The following is a 15,732-nucleotide window of genomic DNA, read 5'->3' as shown; positions in this document are numbered from 1 at the left end:
GCTTTTTTTTTAGCTTTACAGCAAACCTTTAATATATGGAATTCTTTAGTACACCCGAAGCATGGATCTCACTGTTAACCCTGACTATCTTAGAGATCGTGCTGGGAATTGACAATATTGTGTTCATCTCCATTCTTTCGGGAAAATTGCCTGCACATCAGCAAAAAAAAGGCAGACAATTAGGACTAGGACTGGCTATGATTACCCGTGTATTATTGCTTTTATCACTAAGTTGGGTAATGAGCCTGACAGCCACGTTGTTTAACGTTGGTGAATGGATTAGCCTGGACAACAAAGAATGGTTGGAGAAACTGGCTATTTCAGGACGCGATCTGATTCTGATCATAGGAGGAATGTTCTTGATCTATAAAAGTACCCATGAAATTCACCTGAAGTTGGAAGGAGAAGAGGAGGAAGAAGGAAAAGTTAAAGTACATTCTTTTGCTGGTGTAATTGCCCAGATTCTTGTTTTAGATATTGTTTTCTCTTTAGATTCTGTAATTACTGCAATTGGAATGGCAGACCATGTTGAGATTATGATTGCTGCTGTAATTATAGCTGTAATTATTATGATGGTTTCTGCCAATGCAATCAGTGATTTTGTGAATAATCACCCTACTGTGAAAATGCTGGCACTTTCCTTCCTGTTGTTAATCGGCGTTTCGTTATTGGCAGAAGGTCTTGATCAGCATATTCCTAAAGGATATATTTATTTCGCAATGGCATTCTCTGTACTTGTAGAGATGCTGAACCTGAGAATGAAGAAGAAATCTACGAAACCTGTGGAGCTTAGAAATACCGCAAAAGAGGAAAAATAAAGTATTTTTGCGACTCGTTAAACAAGCTAAAAATTACAGCGTATATGATTTATTTTCCAGAAGCGTCTCTTTCAGAGCTTTCTATACATAGAATTGGCAACAAAGCACAAGATGAGTTTTATGTATTGTCTGAAGCCTCCATGCAAATTCAGGATGAGCATTTGAAGAACGTGCTGCTCCAGTATTTTTTAAGTCCTTATGAAAAAACGAATGAGGTTTTTCGTTTCTTTCACCCGAACGATGACTTAAACCTGAATGAAGTTTATCATTTCGTTGAGCAGGTATTTGAAACTGGAGAACTCTTTCATAAGAATAGTGAGCAGCTGGCAAAATACCTCTACGATACTTCTAATCATCCTAAAATCAAGGCTGGTGAGCTATATGTAGTTTATTTCGAAAATGTACAGATAGAAGGTGAGCTGCATGATGCAATTGGTATTTTTAAATCAGAGACCAAAGAGACTTATCTGAAAGTTTCTCCTGAACAAGCAGGTTTTGCATTGAGTTACGAAGAAGATGCGATTAATATTAATAAACTGGATAAGGGCTGCATTATTTTTAATACCGAAAAAGAAGAAGGGTATAAAGTTGCGGTTATCGATCAGACCAATAAGAGCAATGAAGCGGTTTACTGGAAAGATGAGTTTTTGAAGCTTAAGGTTCGAAATGATAATTACAATCAGACCAAGAACGTATTAGGCGTCTATAAAAGCTTTGTAACCGAAAAACTGGATCAGGAGTACGATATCACCAAGGCAGACAAGATAGATCTGCTGAACCGCTCTATGAAGTATTTCAAAGAGAAAGAAAGCTTTGATATGGATGAGTTTTCTAACGAAGTTATTGGAAATAAAGAGGGGATCGAATCTTTCAAAAACTATAAAAAGAGTTATGAGGAAGAATTTGAAACTCCTATAGCTGATAGTTTTGATATCTCAGGAGCTGCGGTTAAAAAGCAGGCTAAAGCATTTAAAAGTGTACTGAAACTGGATAAAAACTTCCATATCTACATTCATGGCAATAAAGAACTCATCGAAAAAGGGTTCGACGATGATAAATCCATGAATTACTACAAGGTTTATTTTAAAGAAGAAGAATAAGGTTTACAAGATATATTCATCATTGATGGGCTTAACTGGCGCAGGAATTTTTTCTGCGCCGATCATCTCCAGTAAGTTGATTTCTATCGTTCTTGTAATCTGGTTCAGCGGCACTGAAGATGAGTTATTCTCGAAAGGATCGATCAGGCTCATCCCATTGATCTGTGTAGATACAAAAACAAAACCAACCAGCCAGCCAATAAAAATAGCCCAGACACCTGCTTCATGGCTAACTACCAGGGTTAGTGAGACCACAAATAACCAGATAAAGACTTTCGTGAAATAATTATAGGTTGTCGGGAAAACGGTGTTTTTGATCCGTTCAGCTCTTCCCATATGATCGGAGAATTTAACAAGCAGCTGGTTCATCTCCATAAAACGAAAACCATCAATTAGTCCATCTTTACTCAATTGTTGCAGATCTCTGGATTGCAAGGTTAAAATGGCATTATGTACGTTACTGTGGAGATTGATTTCTTTCAGATCGGCCTCGTCCAGGTATTGCTGGTAGTTTTCATCAACTGCATCTCTGAGTTTGGCTTTCAGGGCATACAGAAAGCCAATATGACGGCGAACCATTCTATCTTTTAATACTTTATATTCCTGGTTGCTCATCTCATTCTGAGAGATGTAGGTGATTACACTTCTGGCCCATGATCGGGAATCATTGACTAAAGCGCCCCAGATTTTGCGGGCTTCCCACCATCGGTCGTAAGCCTGGTTATTATTAAATCCAATAAAAAAAGCTATCGCTGTACCTAAAACGGTAGGAATGATAGCTGGGATCTCAAAGTTGTGTTTAATCAGGAACGCTCTGGTCAGATACGCTCCTGTGCAGGAAAAGATCATGATAAGGTCTACTTGCCAGGTATTCCTTAGAATACGGCTTAACCTGATATTGTGTACTATTAGCATCCGGGAAATTTGCGTTTTGTCTAATCTACAAACAAAACGCAAATTTGTTTGCTACCCCTATGAATAAAATACTTTTATTTCTATTACAATACCCTCAATAATAAACCTTTAAGATATTCTCCTTCTGGAAACGAAATTCTTACCGGGTGATCTTCTGGTTGGTGGAATTGTTTGATGATCTGTACTTCTCTGCCAGCATCCAATGCTGCCCATGCAATAATCTGTTTGAAAGTTTCCAGATCAACAGCGCCTGAACAAGAGTAAGTAGCCAGGATACCGCCTTTTTTAAGCAATAGCATCCCTAATCTATTTAAATCTTTATAAGCACGTGCAGCTCTGTCTAAAGCAGATCTTGAAGGCGCATATTTTGGCGGATCAAGTACGATAACATCAAATAATTTCCCGTCTTCTTTAAAAACGCGCAGTTGTTTATTCACATCAGACTGTACACTGGTTTGCTGATGTTCCATGAAGCCGTTTAAACCAAGGTTATGTTTTAAGGTTTCCATAGCCAGCGCTGAACTGTCTACACTGGTTACATGTTTCGCGCCATGTTTTAAACTATTTAAAGTGAATCCGCCACTGTAGCAGAAGCAATCCAGTACTTCTTTGTCTTTGGTATAAGCTGCAAGAATTTCGCGGTTATCACGCTGATCGCAGTAAAAACCAGATTTCTGTCCGTCTGCAATATTGATATGATAGCGAACGCCATTTTCTTTGACTTCGATAAACTCTGGTGGAGTTTCTCCCCAAAGTAAGCCTTGTGAAACCTCCAGGTTTTCGTGTGTACGTGCATTGGCATCACTTTTATCAAAGATCCCGATTGGATTTAATTCTGCAATTAAGATCTCAATCAGTTCTGCTTTAACATTCTCCATTCCTGCACTCAGGATTTGTAAAGAAAGGTAGTCGGCGTATTTATCAACGATCAGCCCAGGCAGGTAATCGGCCTCACTAAATACCAAACGACAGGTATTTGTTTGCTGATCGCTCAGTAAGTGCGCACGTGAGGCAATCGCGTCTTTCAATCTCACTTCATACCAGGCCTTATCAATAATGTTGTCTTCTTCCCATTCCAATAAACGCACTGCTACGCGTGATTGGCCATTATAATAGCCATAAGCTAAGAAGGACTGGTCGGCTGCAAGAACCTTGACAACCTCTCCATTCAATGGACTACCTTTAACTTTATCTATAGCTCCTGAAAATACCCAGGGGTGTTTTTGGTGGACGGCTTTTTCTTTGCCTTTTTTAAGTACAACATCAATCATGTTACAAAGGTAACAAAAAGCAATAGTGAACATAGGGCATTATAAGCTGAAGATTCGTAATTTTATCGGTGTACAAACACGAGATCGAATATGGAAACTATTGACTGGAATGATTTTGAGAAGGTCGAATTAAGAGCAGGCACAATTTTAGAAGTCCTGGATTTCCCTGAAGCCCGGAAACCGGCTTATAAAGTAAAGGTGGATTTTGGAGAATATGGGCAGAAAATGAGCAGTGCGCAGATCACCGCTCACTATACTAAAGAAGAGCTTGTTGGCAAACAGATTGTTGGCGTGGTGAACTTCCCTAAGAAACAAATTGGCAAGTTTATGTCAGAGTTTCTGGTTACTGGATTTGCGGATGAAGATGGAAGTATTGTATTGACAACGCTGCTGGGGAAAGTACCCAATGGCAGTAAATTGTGTTAAACTAAATGAGTTATTATAATTTTTCTGAAGAAAAGGATCTACCACAAGAAGATGAGCATTATATGCGCCTTGCTTTGCAGGAAGCGCAAATAGCTTTTGATCAGGAGGAAATTCCGATCGGAGCGATAATCGTTTGTAAGGGCAGGATCGTTGGACGCGGACATAACCTTACTGAGCAGTTAAATGATGTCACTGCGCATGCCGAGATGCAGGCGTTTACGGCAGCAAGTTTAACATTGGGCGGTAAGTATCTGAAGGAATGCACGCTTTATGTAACTGTGGAGCCTTGTGTGATGTGTGCTGGTGCGGCCTACTGGACGCAGATCAGCAGGATCGTTTATGGCGCTTCGGAAGAGAAGCGTGGATTTACGAGTAAAAATGCTAATTTGCTGCATCCAAAAACGATAACACAAAAAGGAGTGCTGGCACTGGAATGTGCACAGTTGATGAAGCGTTTCTTTGAGAACAAACGAGGGTAAATGACAAAATCCTGAACAATACTTAACCTCGAATGTTATCTTTGTGGACCATTAATTTTTAAACTTAAATATACAATAATATGGCTTTTGAATTACCTGCGTTACCTTACGCAACAGATGCATTAGAACCGCATATCGATAAAACTACCATGGAAATTCACCATGATAAACATCACCAGGCTTATGTTACTAATTTAAATAAAGCTTTAGAAGGTAAACCTGAGGCTTCTCAAAGTCTGGAAGAAATCGTTAAAAACATCTCTAAGTTTCCTGCAGCAGTAAGAAACAATGGAGGTGGTCACTTTAACCACTCTTTGTTCTGGGAAGTTATGGGACACAATAAAGGTGGTGAGCCAACAGGTGAATTAGCTGAAGCTATCAAAGCTGCTTTCGGTTCTTTCGCTGATTTCAAAACTAAATTCGCTGAAGCTGGTGCTACACGTTTTGGTTCTGGATGGGCTTGGCTAAGCGTTGGTGCTGACCGTAAATTAGTTGTTTCTTCTACACCTAACCAGGACAATCCATTAATGGATATTGCTGAAGTTAAAGGTACTCCAATCTTAGGAATGGATGTTTGGGAACATGCTTATTACTTAAAATATCAAAACAAACGTCCTGATTATATCGCTGCATTCTGGAATGTAGTAAACTGGGATGCAGTTGCTGAACGTTTCAAAAAAGCGTAAGCTTTAAAGAAATATTAAATAAAAAGGGCATAACTTCAGGTTAGGCCCTTTTTATTTTAAATCCCTACAATATCTTTCTTCTTCTTCTGCTTCATCGCTTTTGGGATAACCGCTAAGATCTCTTCTTTAAGCGCATTCAGCATCCTTTTCTTGATATAGTTCTTGTGAGTGACCAAACTAATCTCACGGACAGGCTCAGGAGATTTAAATGTCCTTACTTTACTCAATTGTTTAGGAGTTAATTCCGCTAAAGCCAGCTCAGGCAATAAAGTAGCACCATTATTCATATCTACCATGCGGATCAAGGTTTCCACACTTCCGGTATTATAAGTTAAGCCCTGTAAGCGGTTATCTTTAGTAGACCTGCAAATATTCAGCACTTGGGAACGCATACAGTGACCTTCGTTCAACAACCAGATATTTTCATCTTCCAGATCATTTGCGTCGATATTTTTCTTCTTAAAGAGCTTACTGTTTTTACTAATGTAGGTTACGAAATTCTCATAGTACATCGGGATTTCTGTGATTGAATTATCACCAAGCGGGGTGGCTAATATTCCGCAATCCAGTACGCCGGTTTTAAGATGATGAATGATGTCTTCGGTGGTATACTCCCAGATCAATAGCTTTAAGTCAGGGTATTTTTCCATCATGGAGGCAATGACCTGTGGCAATAGGTAAGGAGCTACAGTAGGGATAATGCCTACTTTAAGTTCGCCAACGATATCCTGCTGCTGACTGCTGATGATTTCTTTTATTTTTTGGCTTTCCTGAAGAATCAAGCGAGCCTGCTCAATAATTTGAGAGCCGATTTCTGTAGGGATAACAGGTTGTTTACTTCTGTCAAATATTTTAACATTTAACATTTCTTCCAGCTTTTGTACCTGCATACTCAGTGTTGGCTGGGTCACAAAGCACTTTTCGGCTGCGCCAACAAAGCTTCTGTACGTATCTACAGCTACAATATATTCTAGTTGAACTAAGGTCATATAGCTAAAGTTTATTTTCTTTTACAAATGTATAAACTTTAGTTATATGACGGCTGGCTAAAATTGATTAAATATGTTTAGCCAGAAAATCCTGGTAAGCCAGGTGGATTCCTTGTTCCAATTCAACCTGATGTTTCCATCCAAGGCTATGTAATTTCGATACATCCATCAATTTGCGGGGAGTACCATCTGGTTTAGTACTATCAAAAGTAAGTTCACCTTCAAAGCCCGTCACTTTTTTAACCAGTAGCGCCAGGTCTTTTATCGTTAAATCCTCTCCGGTGCCGATATTGATCAGGTGAGGCTCATTGTAATTTTGCATTAAGAAATAACAGGCATTGGCCAGGTCATCCGCAAATAAGAATTCACGCATCGGTGAGCCTGATCCCCAGATCACAACTTCTGGTGTACCGTTAACTTTTGCCTCATGAAACTTGCGGATTAACGCAGGCAGTACATGGGAGTTCTGAGGATGGTAATTGTCATTGTAACCGTATAAATTAGTGGGCATGACAGAAATGAAATTACAATTATACTGGGCACGGTAAGCATCACATAATTTGATGCCTGCTATTTTAGCAATTGCATAAGGTTCATTAGTCTCTTCCAGCAAACCTGTTAAAAGATATTCCTCTTTTAAGGGCTGAGGAGCTAATTTCGGATAGATACAACTTGAACCCAGGAACATCAATTTTTTGACCCCTGTTTCATAAGCCTGATGAATCACATTATTCTGAATGGACAAATTCTCATAGAGAAAATCAGCTCTGTAGGTATTGTTAGCGATAATTCCGCCTACTTTTGCAGCAGCAAGAAATACATAATCGGGTTTCTCCGTTGCAAAAAAGTCTGTTACGGCCTGCTGGTTACGCAGGTCTAATTCTGAAGAAGTCCGGGTAACCAGGTTTGTATAACCTTCACTCAGCAATTTACGGTGAATAGCTGACCCTACCATCCCACGATGGCCTGCGATATAAATTTTTGCGCTCTTTTCCAATTTGTTCTGAAGTAATGTTCCTGCAAAAATACGAATTAGAGACGAGCATAACCACGCATCTAAAATTAAACAGACGCAGAAAAGATTAAATTGTATTTTTGCATAAAAAAAATAATAGTGGGTAAAGATAAGTTAAGGAAATTTGCTGAAATTGATACCTTCCCGAATGTCTATCAGATGGAGGAAGGAATGGCGCTTCAAGGCAAATGGGCAGTGCAGCATTTTAAAAACGACAATCCGGTAGTACTGGAGCTGGCTTGTGGTAAAGGAGAGTATTCAGTCAATATGGCTAAGTTTTTCCCCGAGAAGAATTTTATAGGCATAGATTTAAAAGGGAACCGTATCTGGAGAGGTGCAAGAACCGGAGTAGATGAAAACATCAATAACCTGGCGTTTTTAAGAATACAGATTGAGGACATTGCGGCCTACTTTGATGAAAATGAGGTAGATGAGATCTGGATTACTTTTCCCGATCCGCAGCCGCAAGACAGCAGAGAAAAGAAGAGATTAACTTTTCCAGGTTTCCTGAACAAGTATAAAGGCTTTTTAAAACCAGGTGGTAAGATTAATTTAAAGACTGACAATGACGGCTTGTATGCATATACAGTTGAAAAGGTTGAAGAGCTGAATCTGCCTTGTTATAAAAAGACTGATCATTTATATACTTCAGAATTCTACGATGAAGTATTAAAGATCAAAACACATTATGAAAGAATCTATTTAAAACAAGATAAAAACATAAATTACATTCAATTTTCTCTGGACTAATGGAACAATCATTTTATGAGCAGGTTTATGAAGTAGTGAGGTTAATCCCAAAAGGGAGAGTGACCTCTTACGGCGCAATTGCGAAAGCACTGGGAGCTGGAAAATCTTCCCGTTTAGTAGGCTATGCAATGAACAATGCTCATGATGCATTACCTCCTATACCTGCGCATCGGGTGGTAAACCATAAAGGTTTGCTTACCGGGAAATTTCATTTTCCCACGCCAGAACTGATGCAGGAATTATTAGAGAATGAAGGACTGGTCATTGAACAGGATAAGATAAAGGACTTCAAAATTCATTTTTGGGATCCTGCATTAGAGCTGTAATCAGTTATAAACAATACAAATGCTATAACCAGCTATTTAAATATTATATGGGTAAACTAGTAGAAGAATTTAATGACTACCGTTCAAAAATGAACGATAGAATCATGGAAACTGCCAATACAAACATCAAGCGTTTCTTTGCGCTGGATACCACAACCTATGCCGCTGGCGCATTGGATGTAAAAAGTAAAGAAATGATGGGTTTAGTGGCTTCCATGGTTTTGCGTTGTGATGACTGTATCAAATATCATTTAGAAAAATGCTTTGATGCAGGCGTGAATGATGCGGAAATTAATGAAGTATTCATGATTGCTAATTTGGTTGGTGGTTCTATCGTTATCCCGCATTATCGCCGCGCGGTAGAGTACTGGGATGAATTAAGCATGTAATATTACCACATGAGCGTAGAATTGAAGAGATGTGGATGGTGTGGAACAGACCCATTGTATATAAAATACCATGACGAAGAATGGGGTAAACCTGTTCACGATGATCAGATTTTATTTGAATTCCTGATTCTGGAAGGAGCACAGGCTGGCTTAAGCTGGATTACAATTCTACGCAGACGTGAAGGCTATCGCGCAGCTTTTGCTGATTTCGATGTGCAAAAGGTTGCGGCTTTTACAGAGGCCGATGCGGAGCGGTTAATGAATGATACTGGAATCATCAGAAATAAGCTCAAAGTCAATTCTGCCATTAAAAATGCACAGCTTTTTATAACGATACAAAAAGAGTTTGGTTCTTTCTCCAACTATATCTGGGGATTTTTACCAGACCAGAAACCTGTTGTTAGTCATTTCAAATCCCTGGCAGAAGTTCCGGCAAGAACAGAAATATCTGACGCCATTAGCAGCGACATGAAAAAACGAGGTTTCAAGTTTTTCGGAACAACGATTTGTTATGCGCATATGCAGGCTACAGGAATGGTTAATGATCACATTGAGGGCTGTATTGCACGCTAAATGCTGGAGCTCATTGATGATTTAACAAATTACCTGAAGCGTCCCTACTTGGTCAGAATCCCGGAAAAGGTAGATAAGCCTTTTAATTTATTACTGAAACTGGCATTGATTTGTATCGTTGCGGGTATTGGCTGCGGGATTTTACTCAGCTTACTAATCGGACTGAAGCTGATCCCTGATCCCGGGCCATCTGTAATTGACCATAAAAAGATGTCAAAGATTGTACTCTTTGCAATGGCTGTAATTTGGGCGCCTTTATCTGAAGAACTTCTTTTCAGAGCTCAGCTGAGACGCTTTACAGGCAGCCTTGCTTTTATAGCCTTGATTTGTGGAGCATTTTTAAGTGCGCTCACTCAAACAGACTGGGCCTACCTGGTCAGCCCTTTTATTTTTATCATTTTATATTTTATTTACCGGTATAACCTTGCCCGGAGCATTACTTTAAAGTTTGAATTCTGGGAGCGCATCTTTCCATGGCATTTTCACCTGACCGCGATCTGTTTTTCGCTGGTACATCTTAGTAACTATGAGAAGGGGATTAGTCTGTTACCGCTGGGAATATTATACACTTTGCCTCAGTTGGCTGTGGGGCTTATTCTGGGATATACCCGGATGAATTACGGGCTTAAATACTCTATTGCACTTCATGCAATGTACAATTTCTTCCCTGTGCTTTTATTTATCTCGAAATACTAAAAATAATCGCAAATTAGGTTAGCTCATCTACAGATGTTAACTTTGGGCAGATAACCTGTGGAGTAGCTGACAGCGTTCAATATTGATAAAAATATAAATATATACTAATGAAGAAACTTTTCCTGCTTGACGGTATGGCGTTGATCTACAGAGCGCATTTTGCATTAAGTAAAAGCCCTAGATTTACCTCTACCGGTATCAACACCTCCGCAGTAATGGGCTTTGCCAATACTTTAATGGAAGTCCTTAAAAAGGAAAAACCAAGTCATATCGCGGTAGTATTTGATACAGATGCACCTACCGAAAGACATACCGATTTTGTTGCTTACAAGGCACACCGGGAAAGCATGCCAGAAGATTTATCAGCTGCTCTACCTTATATCTTTAAATTGATTGAAGGCTTTAATATTCCCGTAATTACAAAGGATGGCTTTGAAGCAGATGATATTATAGGAACATTGGCTAAAGAAGCTGAAAAAGCAGGATTCACAGTTTTCTGTATGACGCCTGATAAAGATTTTGCGCAGTTGGTTTCTGATAATATCTTTATTTACAAACCAGCAAGAATGGGCAATGACATGGAGATAATCGGCGTTCCTGAAGTCCTTGCGAAATGGGAAATAGAAAACGTATTACAGGTCATTGATATTCTTGGTTTATGGGGGGATGCTGTCGATAATATTCCTGGAATCCCGGGAATAGGGGAGAAAACTGCAAAGCTGCTGATCAAACAATACGGTTCTATGGAGAATATTATTGCCAATGCAGAGCAGTTGAAAGGTAAGCAGCGCGAAAATGTGATTGCGTTTGCTGACCAGGGGATGATCTCTAAAAAACTAGCTACTATTATCCTGAATGTTCCTGTTGAATTTGATGAGCAATCTTTATTATTAGAAGAACCCAGCCGGGAATTATTAGAACCTCTTTTTGCAGAACTGGAGTTTCGTACTTTAGGAAAAAGGGTATTCGGAGATGGTTTCAGTATCGGAGATGCAAAAGCAAATGTATCACAGCAAACTGATTTATTTGGTAATGCAGTAGACGAGCCGGTTAGCAAAGCCAAAACATTTGAACAATTACCTAACTTATTTGAGCAGCCTCCGGTAGGAAAAACAATTGCAGATACTAAACCTGATTATCAGCTGGTAGATACAGCAGAGAAAAGAAAAGTATTAATTGATTTGCTGCTTCAGCAAGAAAATATCTCATTTGATACCGAAACGACCGGAATTGATGCAAACAGAGCAGAGCTGGTTGGGCTTTCTTTCTGTATTGAGGTTGGAAAAGCATGGTATATTCCTGTTTCTGCAGATCAGACAGAAGCGCAAGCGGTTGTTGATGAATTCAGGCCGGTACTGGAGAATGAGAAGATAGGCAAGATTGGCCAGAACATTAAATATGATATTCTGGTACTTAAATGGTATGGCGTAGATATCAAAGGAGAGTTATTTGATACTATGCTGGCACATTACCTGATAGATCCTGATACGCGTCACAATATGGATGTACTTTCAGAAAACTATTTAGGTTATACACCAATTTCTATTACTACGCTGATTGGCCCGAAAGGAAAAAATCAGGGAACGATGAGAGATGTGCCTGTAGAAAGCGTAGTAGATTACGCAGCAGAAGATGCTGATGTTACTTTACAGCTTGCTCATGTTTTCAGGCCAATATTAAAAGACCTGAACGCAGAAGAACTGATCACCAATATTGAGAACCCGCTGGTTTATGTCCTTGCAGATATGGAAAAAGAGGGCGTTAGAATTGATATGGAAACTTTGATCAGTTATTCTAAAGACCTGGAAGTTGACATTCGCAGATTTGAGCAAAGTGTTTATGATAAAGCAGGAGTCGTATTTAATCTGGCTTCTCCAAAACAATTGGGAGAAGTTCTTTTTGATAAACTACAACTTGATCCTAAAGCAAAAAAGACGAAAACAGGTCAATATCAAACCGGGGAAGATGTTTTATCGGCTCTGGCGCATAAAAGTGATATTGTAAAAGATATTCTTGATTTCCGTCAGCTGCAAAAGTTAAAATCAACTTATGTAGACGCACTTCCTTTATTAGTTAACCCAAAGACAGGCCGTGTACATACTAGTTATAATCAGGCAGTGGCAGCTACGGGAAGATTAAGTTCAAATAATCCGAACCTTCAGAACATTCCTATCCGTACAGAACGTGGCAGGGAAGTTCGTAAGGCATTTATTGCAAGAGATGCGGATCATTTGTTGCTTTCAGCAGATTATTCGCAGATAGAGCTTCGTATCATTGCTGATATCAGTAAAGAAGAAAACATGCTGGATGCTTTTAGCAAAGGAATTGATATTCACACGGCAACAGCAGCCAAGGTTTACGGAATTACCATTGAGGAAGTAGATTCTGCGCAGCGTCGTAATGCAAAAGCGGTAAATTTCGGTATTATTTACGGGCAATCTGCTTTTGGTTTATCTCAGAACCTGGGTATACCTAGAAAAGAAGCTGCGGAGATGATCGAGCAGTACTTTGCACAATATCCAGGTATCAAAAGATATATGACGGATACGATGAACTTTGCTCGTGAAAACGGCTTTGTAGAGACGATGATGGGTAGAAGAAGATATCTGAGAGATATCAATTCGGCTAATCAGACTGTTCGTGGTTTTGCGGAACGAAATGCAATCAATGCCCCAATTCAAGGGTCTGCTGCTGATATGATCAAGATCGCAATGATCCATATTCATCAGGATATCAAGGATCAGAAGTTACAATCGAAAATGACCATGCAGGTGCATGATGAGTTGGTGTTTGATGTGTTGAAATCGGAGGTGGATGCGATGAAGAAAATTATCACACACCGGATGAAGACTGCTATCAAAACAACTGTGCCTATTGAAATTGAAATCGGCGAAGGAAATACCTGGCTGGAAGCACATTAAGAAGGATTCTTTACTATAAAAAACCCGGCATCTTGTTTCTCAAAACAGAATGCCGGGTTTTTCTTTGGTAGCTATTGACGCTGCGGTCAATAACCTGTCTTAAAGTTGAATTGTTTCCCCTATTTCCGGTAACAATAACACTTTGCCTTCTCTCCCAAATTTTTCAACTGCATCTTTCGTATCAATCTCAATGGCAGGGAATGTGTTATAATGAACACCGATCACCTTGCTGCAATTAATGTATTTAGTTGAAATCAAAGCATCATCTACATCCATGGTGTAATTTCCACCAATTGGCAGAATCGCATAATCTAAACTATACAACTCAGCAAGAATCTTCATGTCAAGATTCAGCGAAGTATCACCTGCATAATAGATCGTTTTTCCTCCTGTCTCCAGCACGAATCCTGCAGGATTCCCACCGTAGCTACCATCAGGCATTGAACTTGAGTGCGTAGCCCAGACCATACGTAATTTTCCGAAGTCAAATTTCGCAGAGCCGTAATTCATTTGATGAATGTTAGTCAGTCCTTGTTTTTCTGCCCATGCAGCAACCTCAGGCATTGCAATAATAACCGCACCAGTTTGTTTTCCTAAAAGAACAAGGTCGGCTACATGGTCACCATGTCCATGACTTACCAAAATATAATCAGCCTCAATTTTTGAAATATCAACAGCTGAAGCAAGTGCATTGTGCGTGATAAATGGATCAAATAGAAACTTCTTTCCATCAGCTTCCAAGAGGAAGCAGGATTGTCCGTAATAGGTGTATTTCATCTTTATTTGTGTTTAATATTATTGACCGAACATTCCGCCTAAACCACCAATCATATCCTGGGTAGCCGCTTGCATTTCGGTCGCATTAACAGTTTCTGCCTGTTGCAGCACTTTATTGATTGCAGTTAAAAGTAGTTCCTCTACTTCTTCTTTGTCAGCTTGTTTAAAGAATTCTTCATCGATTTCTATAGCTGTAATTGTTTTATTTGCTGTTGAAGTTACTTTGATAGCACCACTTTCAACTTCTGCCTGAACGTAAACAGTATCTAAACGTTTTTTTATTTCTTCAGCCTTTTGCTGAGCAGCCATTAATTTATCGAACATAATTATCTTGTTTTATGAAAGAACAAAATTAAGACAAATTGGTTTAGAAACAGCTTAAAAATGGAAGCATCTGATTTTTGAAATAGCGGTACAAATAACTATTTAGCTCTTTTTTCTTGGTTTGGCACGTACATATTGATCAGGCCATTTGATTTCATCATCCAATTCAAAAGCAGCATGCAATGGAAAATAAGGATCTCTTAATAGTTCCCTCGCTAAAATAATCAGGTCGGCTTTTCCTTCCTGAAGGATTTCTTCTGCTTGTTTTGCTTCGGTAATTAAACCAACTGCGCCAGTTAATATGCCTGTTTCTTTTCGGATTGAAGCAGAAAACTGTACCTGATAGCCCGGGAAAAGCGGGATTTCCTGGTAGTGGACATTTCCGCCCGATGAACAATCAATCAGATCTACATCTTTTGTTTTCAGTATTGCAGAAAGTTGAACTGAATCTTCAGGAGACCAGCCTTTTTCGGCCCAGTCAGTAGCAGAAATACGAACAAATAAAGGTTTTTCAGTAGTCCATACTTCACGAACAATAGCTACAACCTCTAGCAAAAGACGAATTCTGTTTTCAAAGCTTCCGCCATATTCATCAGTACGTGTATTACTAAGTGGAGAGAAAAACTGATGAAAGAGATAGCCGTGGGCCGCATGGATTTCGATGACCTGATAACCAGCTTCTATACTCCTTAATGTTGCAGCCTTAAAATCAGCTTTTATCTTTTCAATATCACTGCCAGTTAAAGCGACAGGAGGTTCATCATGGTCATGAAAAGGAATTGCACTTGGCGCAACAGTCTTCCAGCCCCCGTCTTTCTCCAGGATTTGCTTACCACCATTCCATGGAACATCAAAACTTGCTTTTCTGCCGGCATGGGCCAGCTGAATGCCAGCTATAGAGCCTTGTTGATGAATAAACGAAGTAATCCTTTTCAGCACAGGGACATGGCCATCAGACCAGATTCCTAAATCACCTGGTGAAATTCTTCCGATCGGAGAAACAGCAGTCGCTTCCTGGATAATCAAAGCGGCTCCGCCAACCGCACGGCTGCCTAAATGAACTAAATGCCAATCATTAGCGTAACCATCTTCTGCAGAATACTGGCACATTGGGGAAACGACAATCCTGTTTTTCAGGCTGAGGTTTTTTATAGTTAATGGAGATAGTAAAATTGACATCGACGTATGTATTTATTAACAAATAAACGATCACAGTGTCAATTTGTTAGTTTGGAAATTGACACATTTAAAGATATGACAGAAAATCGATAATGAAC

At 39.4% G+C, this 15,732-nt stretch carries 18 protein-coding genes; 11 read left to right on the top strand and 7 right to left on the bottom strand.

Annotated features, from left to right (window positions below):
- Nucleotides 1-35 precede the first annotated feature (35 nt).
- A complete protein-coding gene (locus ABIB30_RS04330) occupies nucleotides 36-818 on the top strand; it encodes a TerC family protein (protein ID WP_354299523.1) in 783 nt (260 codons plus the stop codon).
- Nucleotides 819-862: 44 nt separating this feature from the next.
- Nucleotides 863-1,918, top strand: a complete 1,056-nt coding sequence (locus ABIB30_RS04325) for a nucleoid-associated protein (protein ID WP_354299521.1) — start codon at nucleotides 863-865, stop codon at nucleotides 1,916-1,918.
- Between the two features lie 3 nt (nucleotides 1,919-1,921).
- On the opposite strand, the gene ABIB30_RS04320 is transcribed toward ABIB30_RS04325, so the two are convergent.
- Complete coding sequence (locus ABIB30_RS04320; protein ID WP_354299520.1) at nucleotides 1,922-2,833, bottom strand: bestrophin family protein; 912 nt, start codon at nucleotides 2,831-2,833, stop codon at nucleotides 1,922-1,924.
- Nucleotides 2,834-2,916: 83 nt separating this feature from the next.
- A complete protein-coding gene (locus ABIB30_RS04315) occupies nucleotides 2,917-4,104 on the bottom strand; it encodes a class I SAM-dependent rRNA methyltransferase (protein ID WP_354299519.1) in 1,188 nt (395 codons plus the stop codon).
- A 90-nt stretch (nucleotides 4,105-4,194) separates the two neighbouring features.
- Here ABIB30_RS04315 and ABIB30_RS04310 point away from each other — a divergent pair, with 90 nt between their 5' ends.
- The 3 genes from ABIB30_RS04310 to ABIB30_RS04300 all read left to right on the top strand — a co-directional run bounded on the left by ABIB30_RS04310 (nucleotide 4,195) and on the right by ABIB30_RS04300 (nucleotide 5,695).
- The gene (locus ABIB30_RS04310) at nucleotides 4,195-4,530 is read left to right on the top strand and encodes a tRNA-binding protein (protein WP_068404862.1); all 336 of its coding nucleotides are present in this window, start codon (nucleotides 4,195-4,197) and stop codon (nucleotides 4,528-4,530) included.
- A 5-nt stretch (nucleotides 4,531-4,535) separates the two neighbouring features.
- Complete coding sequence (locus ABIB30_RS04305) at nucleotides 4,536-5,009, top strand: nucleoside deaminase (RefSeq protein WP_354299518.1); 474 nt, start codon at nucleotides 4,536-4,538, stop codon at nucleotides 5,007-5,009.
- Between the two features lie 80 nt (nucleotides 5,010-5,089).
- Complete coding sequence (locus ABIB30_RS04300; RefSeq protein ID WP_354299517.1) at nucleotides 5,090-5,695, top strand: superoxide dismutase; 606 nt, start codon at nucleotides 5,090-5,092, stop codon at nucleotides 5,693-5,695.
- A gap of 56 nt (nucleotides 5,696-5,751) precedes the next feature.
- On the opposite strand, the gene ABIB30_RS04295 is transcribed toward ABIB30_RS04300, so the two are convergent.
- Nucleotides 5,752-6,684, bottom strand: coding sequence for a hydrogen peroxide-inducible genes activator (locus ABIB30_RS04295; protein ID WP_354299516.1), 933 nt, complete (start codon nucleotides 6,682-6,684; stop codon nucleotides 5,752-5,754).
- Between the two features lie 67 nt (nucleotides 6,685-6,751).
- Nucleotides 6,752-7,681 carry a GDP-L-fucose synthase gene (fcl, locus tag ABIB30_RS04290; protein ID WP_354299515.1) on the bottom strand — a complete coding sequence of 310 codons (930 nt, stop codon included), beginning with the start codon at nucleotides 7,679-7,681 and terminating at the stop codon, nucleotides 6,752-6,754.
- 117 nt (nucleotides 7,682-7,798) lie between these two features.
- Here fcl and trmB point away from each other — a divergent pair, with 117 nt between their 5' ends.
- The 6 genes from trmB to polA all read left to right on the top strand — a co-directional run bounded on the left by trmB (nucleotide 7,799) and on the right by polA (nucleotide 13,354).
- Complete coding sequence (gene trmB / locus ABIB30_RS04285; protein ID WP_354299514.1) at nucleotides 7,799-8,449, top strand: tRNA (guanosine(46)-N7)-methyltransferase TrmB; 651 nt, start codon at nucleotides 7,799-7,801, stop codon at nucleotides 8,447-8,449.
- Nucleotides 8,449-8,775: an MGMT family protein gene (locus ABIB30_RS04280; protein ID WP_354299513.1), complete on the top strand. Its 327-nt coding sequence runs from the start codon at nucleotides 8,449-8,451 to the stop codon at nucleotides 8,773-8,775. Before trmB ends, ABIB30_RS04280 begins: the two co-directional genes overlap by 1 nt.
- Nucleotides 8,776-8,822: 47 nt before the next feature.
- Nucleotides 8,823-9,164, top strand: a complete 342-nt coding sequence (locus ABIB30_RS04275; RefSeq protein WP_041882030.1) for a carboxymuconolactone decarboxylase family protein — start codon at nucleotides 8,823-8,825, stop codon at nucleotides 9,162-9,164.
- A 9-nt stretch (nucleotides 9,165-9,173) separates the two neighbouring features.
- Entirely contained in the window at nucleotides 9,174-9,737 is a 564-nt protein-coding gene (locus ABIB30_RS04270) for a DNA-3-methyladenine glycosylase I (RefSeq protein WP_354299512.1), read from the top strand.
- Nucleotides 9,738-10,433 (top strand): CPBP family glutamic-type intramembrane protease, encoded by a 696-nt coding sequence (locus ABIB30_RS04265; RefSeq protein WP_354299511.1) that lies wholly within the window; start codon nucleotides 9,738-9,740, stop codon nucleotides 10,431-10,433.
- A 107-nt stretch (nucleotides 10,434-10,540) separates the two neighbouring features.
- Entirely contained in the window at nucleotides 10,541-13,354 is a 2,814-nt protein-coding gene (gene polA, locus ABIB30_RS04260) for a DNA polymerase I (protein WP_354299510.1), read from the top strand.
- Between the two features lie 99 nt (nucleotides 13,355-13,453).
- On the opposite strand, the gene ABIB30_RS04255 is transcribed toward polA, so the two are convergent.
- The 3 genes from ABIB30_RS04255 to namA all read right to left on the bottom strand — a co-directional run bounded on the left by ABIB30_RS04255 (nucleotide 13,454) and on the right by namA (nucleotide 15,634).
- The gene (locus ABIB30_RS04255; protein WP_354299509.1) at nucleotides 13,454-14,131 is read right to left on the bottom strand and encodes a metal-dependent hydrolase; all 678 of its coding nucleotides are present in this window, start codon (nucleotides 14,129-14,131) and stop codon (nucleotides 13,454-13,456) included.
- An 18-nt stretch (nucleotides 14,132-14,149) separates the two neighbouring features.
- The gene (locus ABIB30_RS04250) at nucleotides 14,150-14,455 is read right to left on the bottom strand and encodes a YbaB/EbfC family nucleoid-associated protein (protein ID WP_354299508.1); all 306 of its coding nucleotides are present in this window, start codon (nucleotides 14,453-14,455) and stop codon (nucleotides 14,150-14,152) included.
- Nucleotides 14,456-14,557: 102 nt separating this feature from the next.
- Nucleotides 14,558-15,634 (bottom strand): NADPH dehydrogenase NamA, encoded by a 1,077-nt coding sequence (gene namA, locus ABIB30_RS04245; RefSeq protein WP_354299507.1) that lies wholly within the window; start codon nucleotides 15,632-15,634, stop codon nucleotides 14,558-14,560.
- Between the last annotated feature and the right edge of the window lie 98 nt (nucleotides 15,635-15,732).

It is taken from the genome of Pedobacter sp. UYP1 (genome assembly GCF_040547305.1).
Classification (GTDB): Bacteria; Bacteroidota; Bacteroidia; order Sphingobacteriales; family Sphingobacteriaceae; genus Pedobacter.
Note: the sequence above shows the minus strand (reverse complement) of the source record. Positions and strands in the feature narration are given on the sequence as shown.

Excerpts from the sequence above, each read along its gene's own strand:
- ABIB30_RS04330 (WP_354299523.1), top strand. The coding sequence starts at position 36 with ATGGAATTCTTTAGTACACCCGAAGCATGGATCTCACTGTTAACCCTG.
- ABIB30_RS04325 (WP_354299521.1), top strand. The coding sequence starts at position 863 with ATGATTTATTTTCCAGAAGCGTCTCTTTCAGAGCTTTCTATACATAGA.
- ABIB30_RS04320 (WP_354299520.1), bottom strand. The coding sequence starts at position 2,833 with ATGCTAATAGTACACAATATCAGGTTAAGCCGTATTCTAAGGAATACC.
- ABIB30_RS04315 (WP_354299519.1), bottom strand. The coding sequence starts at position 4,104 with ATGATTGATGTTGTACTTAAAAAAGGCAAAGAAAAAGCCGTCCACCAA.
- ABIB30_RS04310 (WP_068404862.1), top strand. The coding sequence starts at position 4,195 with ATGGAAACTATTGACTGGAATGATTTTGAGAAGGTCGAATTAAGAGCA.
- ABIB30_RS04305 (WP_354299518.1), top strand. The coding sequence starts at position 4,536 with ATGAGTTATTATAATTTTTCTGAAGAAAAGGATCTACCACAAGAAGAT.
- ABIB30_RS04300 (WP_354299517.1), top strand. The coding sequence starts at position 5,090 with ATGGCTTTTGAATTACCTGCGTTACCTTACGCAACAGATGCATTAGAA.
- ABIB30_RS04295 (WP_354299516.1), bottom strand. The coding sequence starts at position 6,684 with ATGACCTTAGTTCAACTAGAATATATTGTAGCTGTAGATACGTACAGA.
- ABIB30_RS04280 (WP_354299513.1), top strand. The coding sequence starts at position 8,449 with ATGGAACAATCATTTTATGAGCAGGTTTATGAAGTAGTGAGGTTAATC.
- ABIB30_RS04275 (WP_041882030.1), top strand. The coding sequence starts at position 8,823 with ATGGGTAAACTAGTAGAAGAATTTAATGACTACCGTTCAAAAATGAAC.
- ABIB30_RS04270 (WP_354299512.1), top strand. The coding sequence starts at position 9,174 with ATGAGCGTAGAATTGAAGAGATGTGGATGGTGTGGAACAGACCCATTG.
- ABIB30_RS04265 (WP_354299511.1), top strand. The coding sequence starts at position 9,738 with ATGCTGGAGCTCATTGATGATTTAACAAATTACCTGAAGCGTCCCTAC.
- polA (WP_354299510.1), top strand. The coding sequence starts at position 10,541 with ATGAAGAAACTTTTCCTGCTTGACGGTATGGCGTTGATCTACAGAGCG.
- ABIB30_RS04255 (WP_354299509.1), bottom strand. The coding sequence starts at position 14,131 with ATGAAATACACCTATTACGGACAATCCTGCTTCCTCTTGGAAGCTGAT.
- ABIB30_RS04250 (WP_354299508.1), bottom strand. The coding sequence starts at position 14,455 with ATGTTCGATAAATTAATGGCTGCTCAGCAAAAGGCTGAAGAAATAAAA.
- namA (WP_354299507.1), bottom strand. The coding sequence starts at position 15,634 with ATGTCAATTTTACTATCTCCATTAACTATAAAAAACCTCAGCCTGAAA.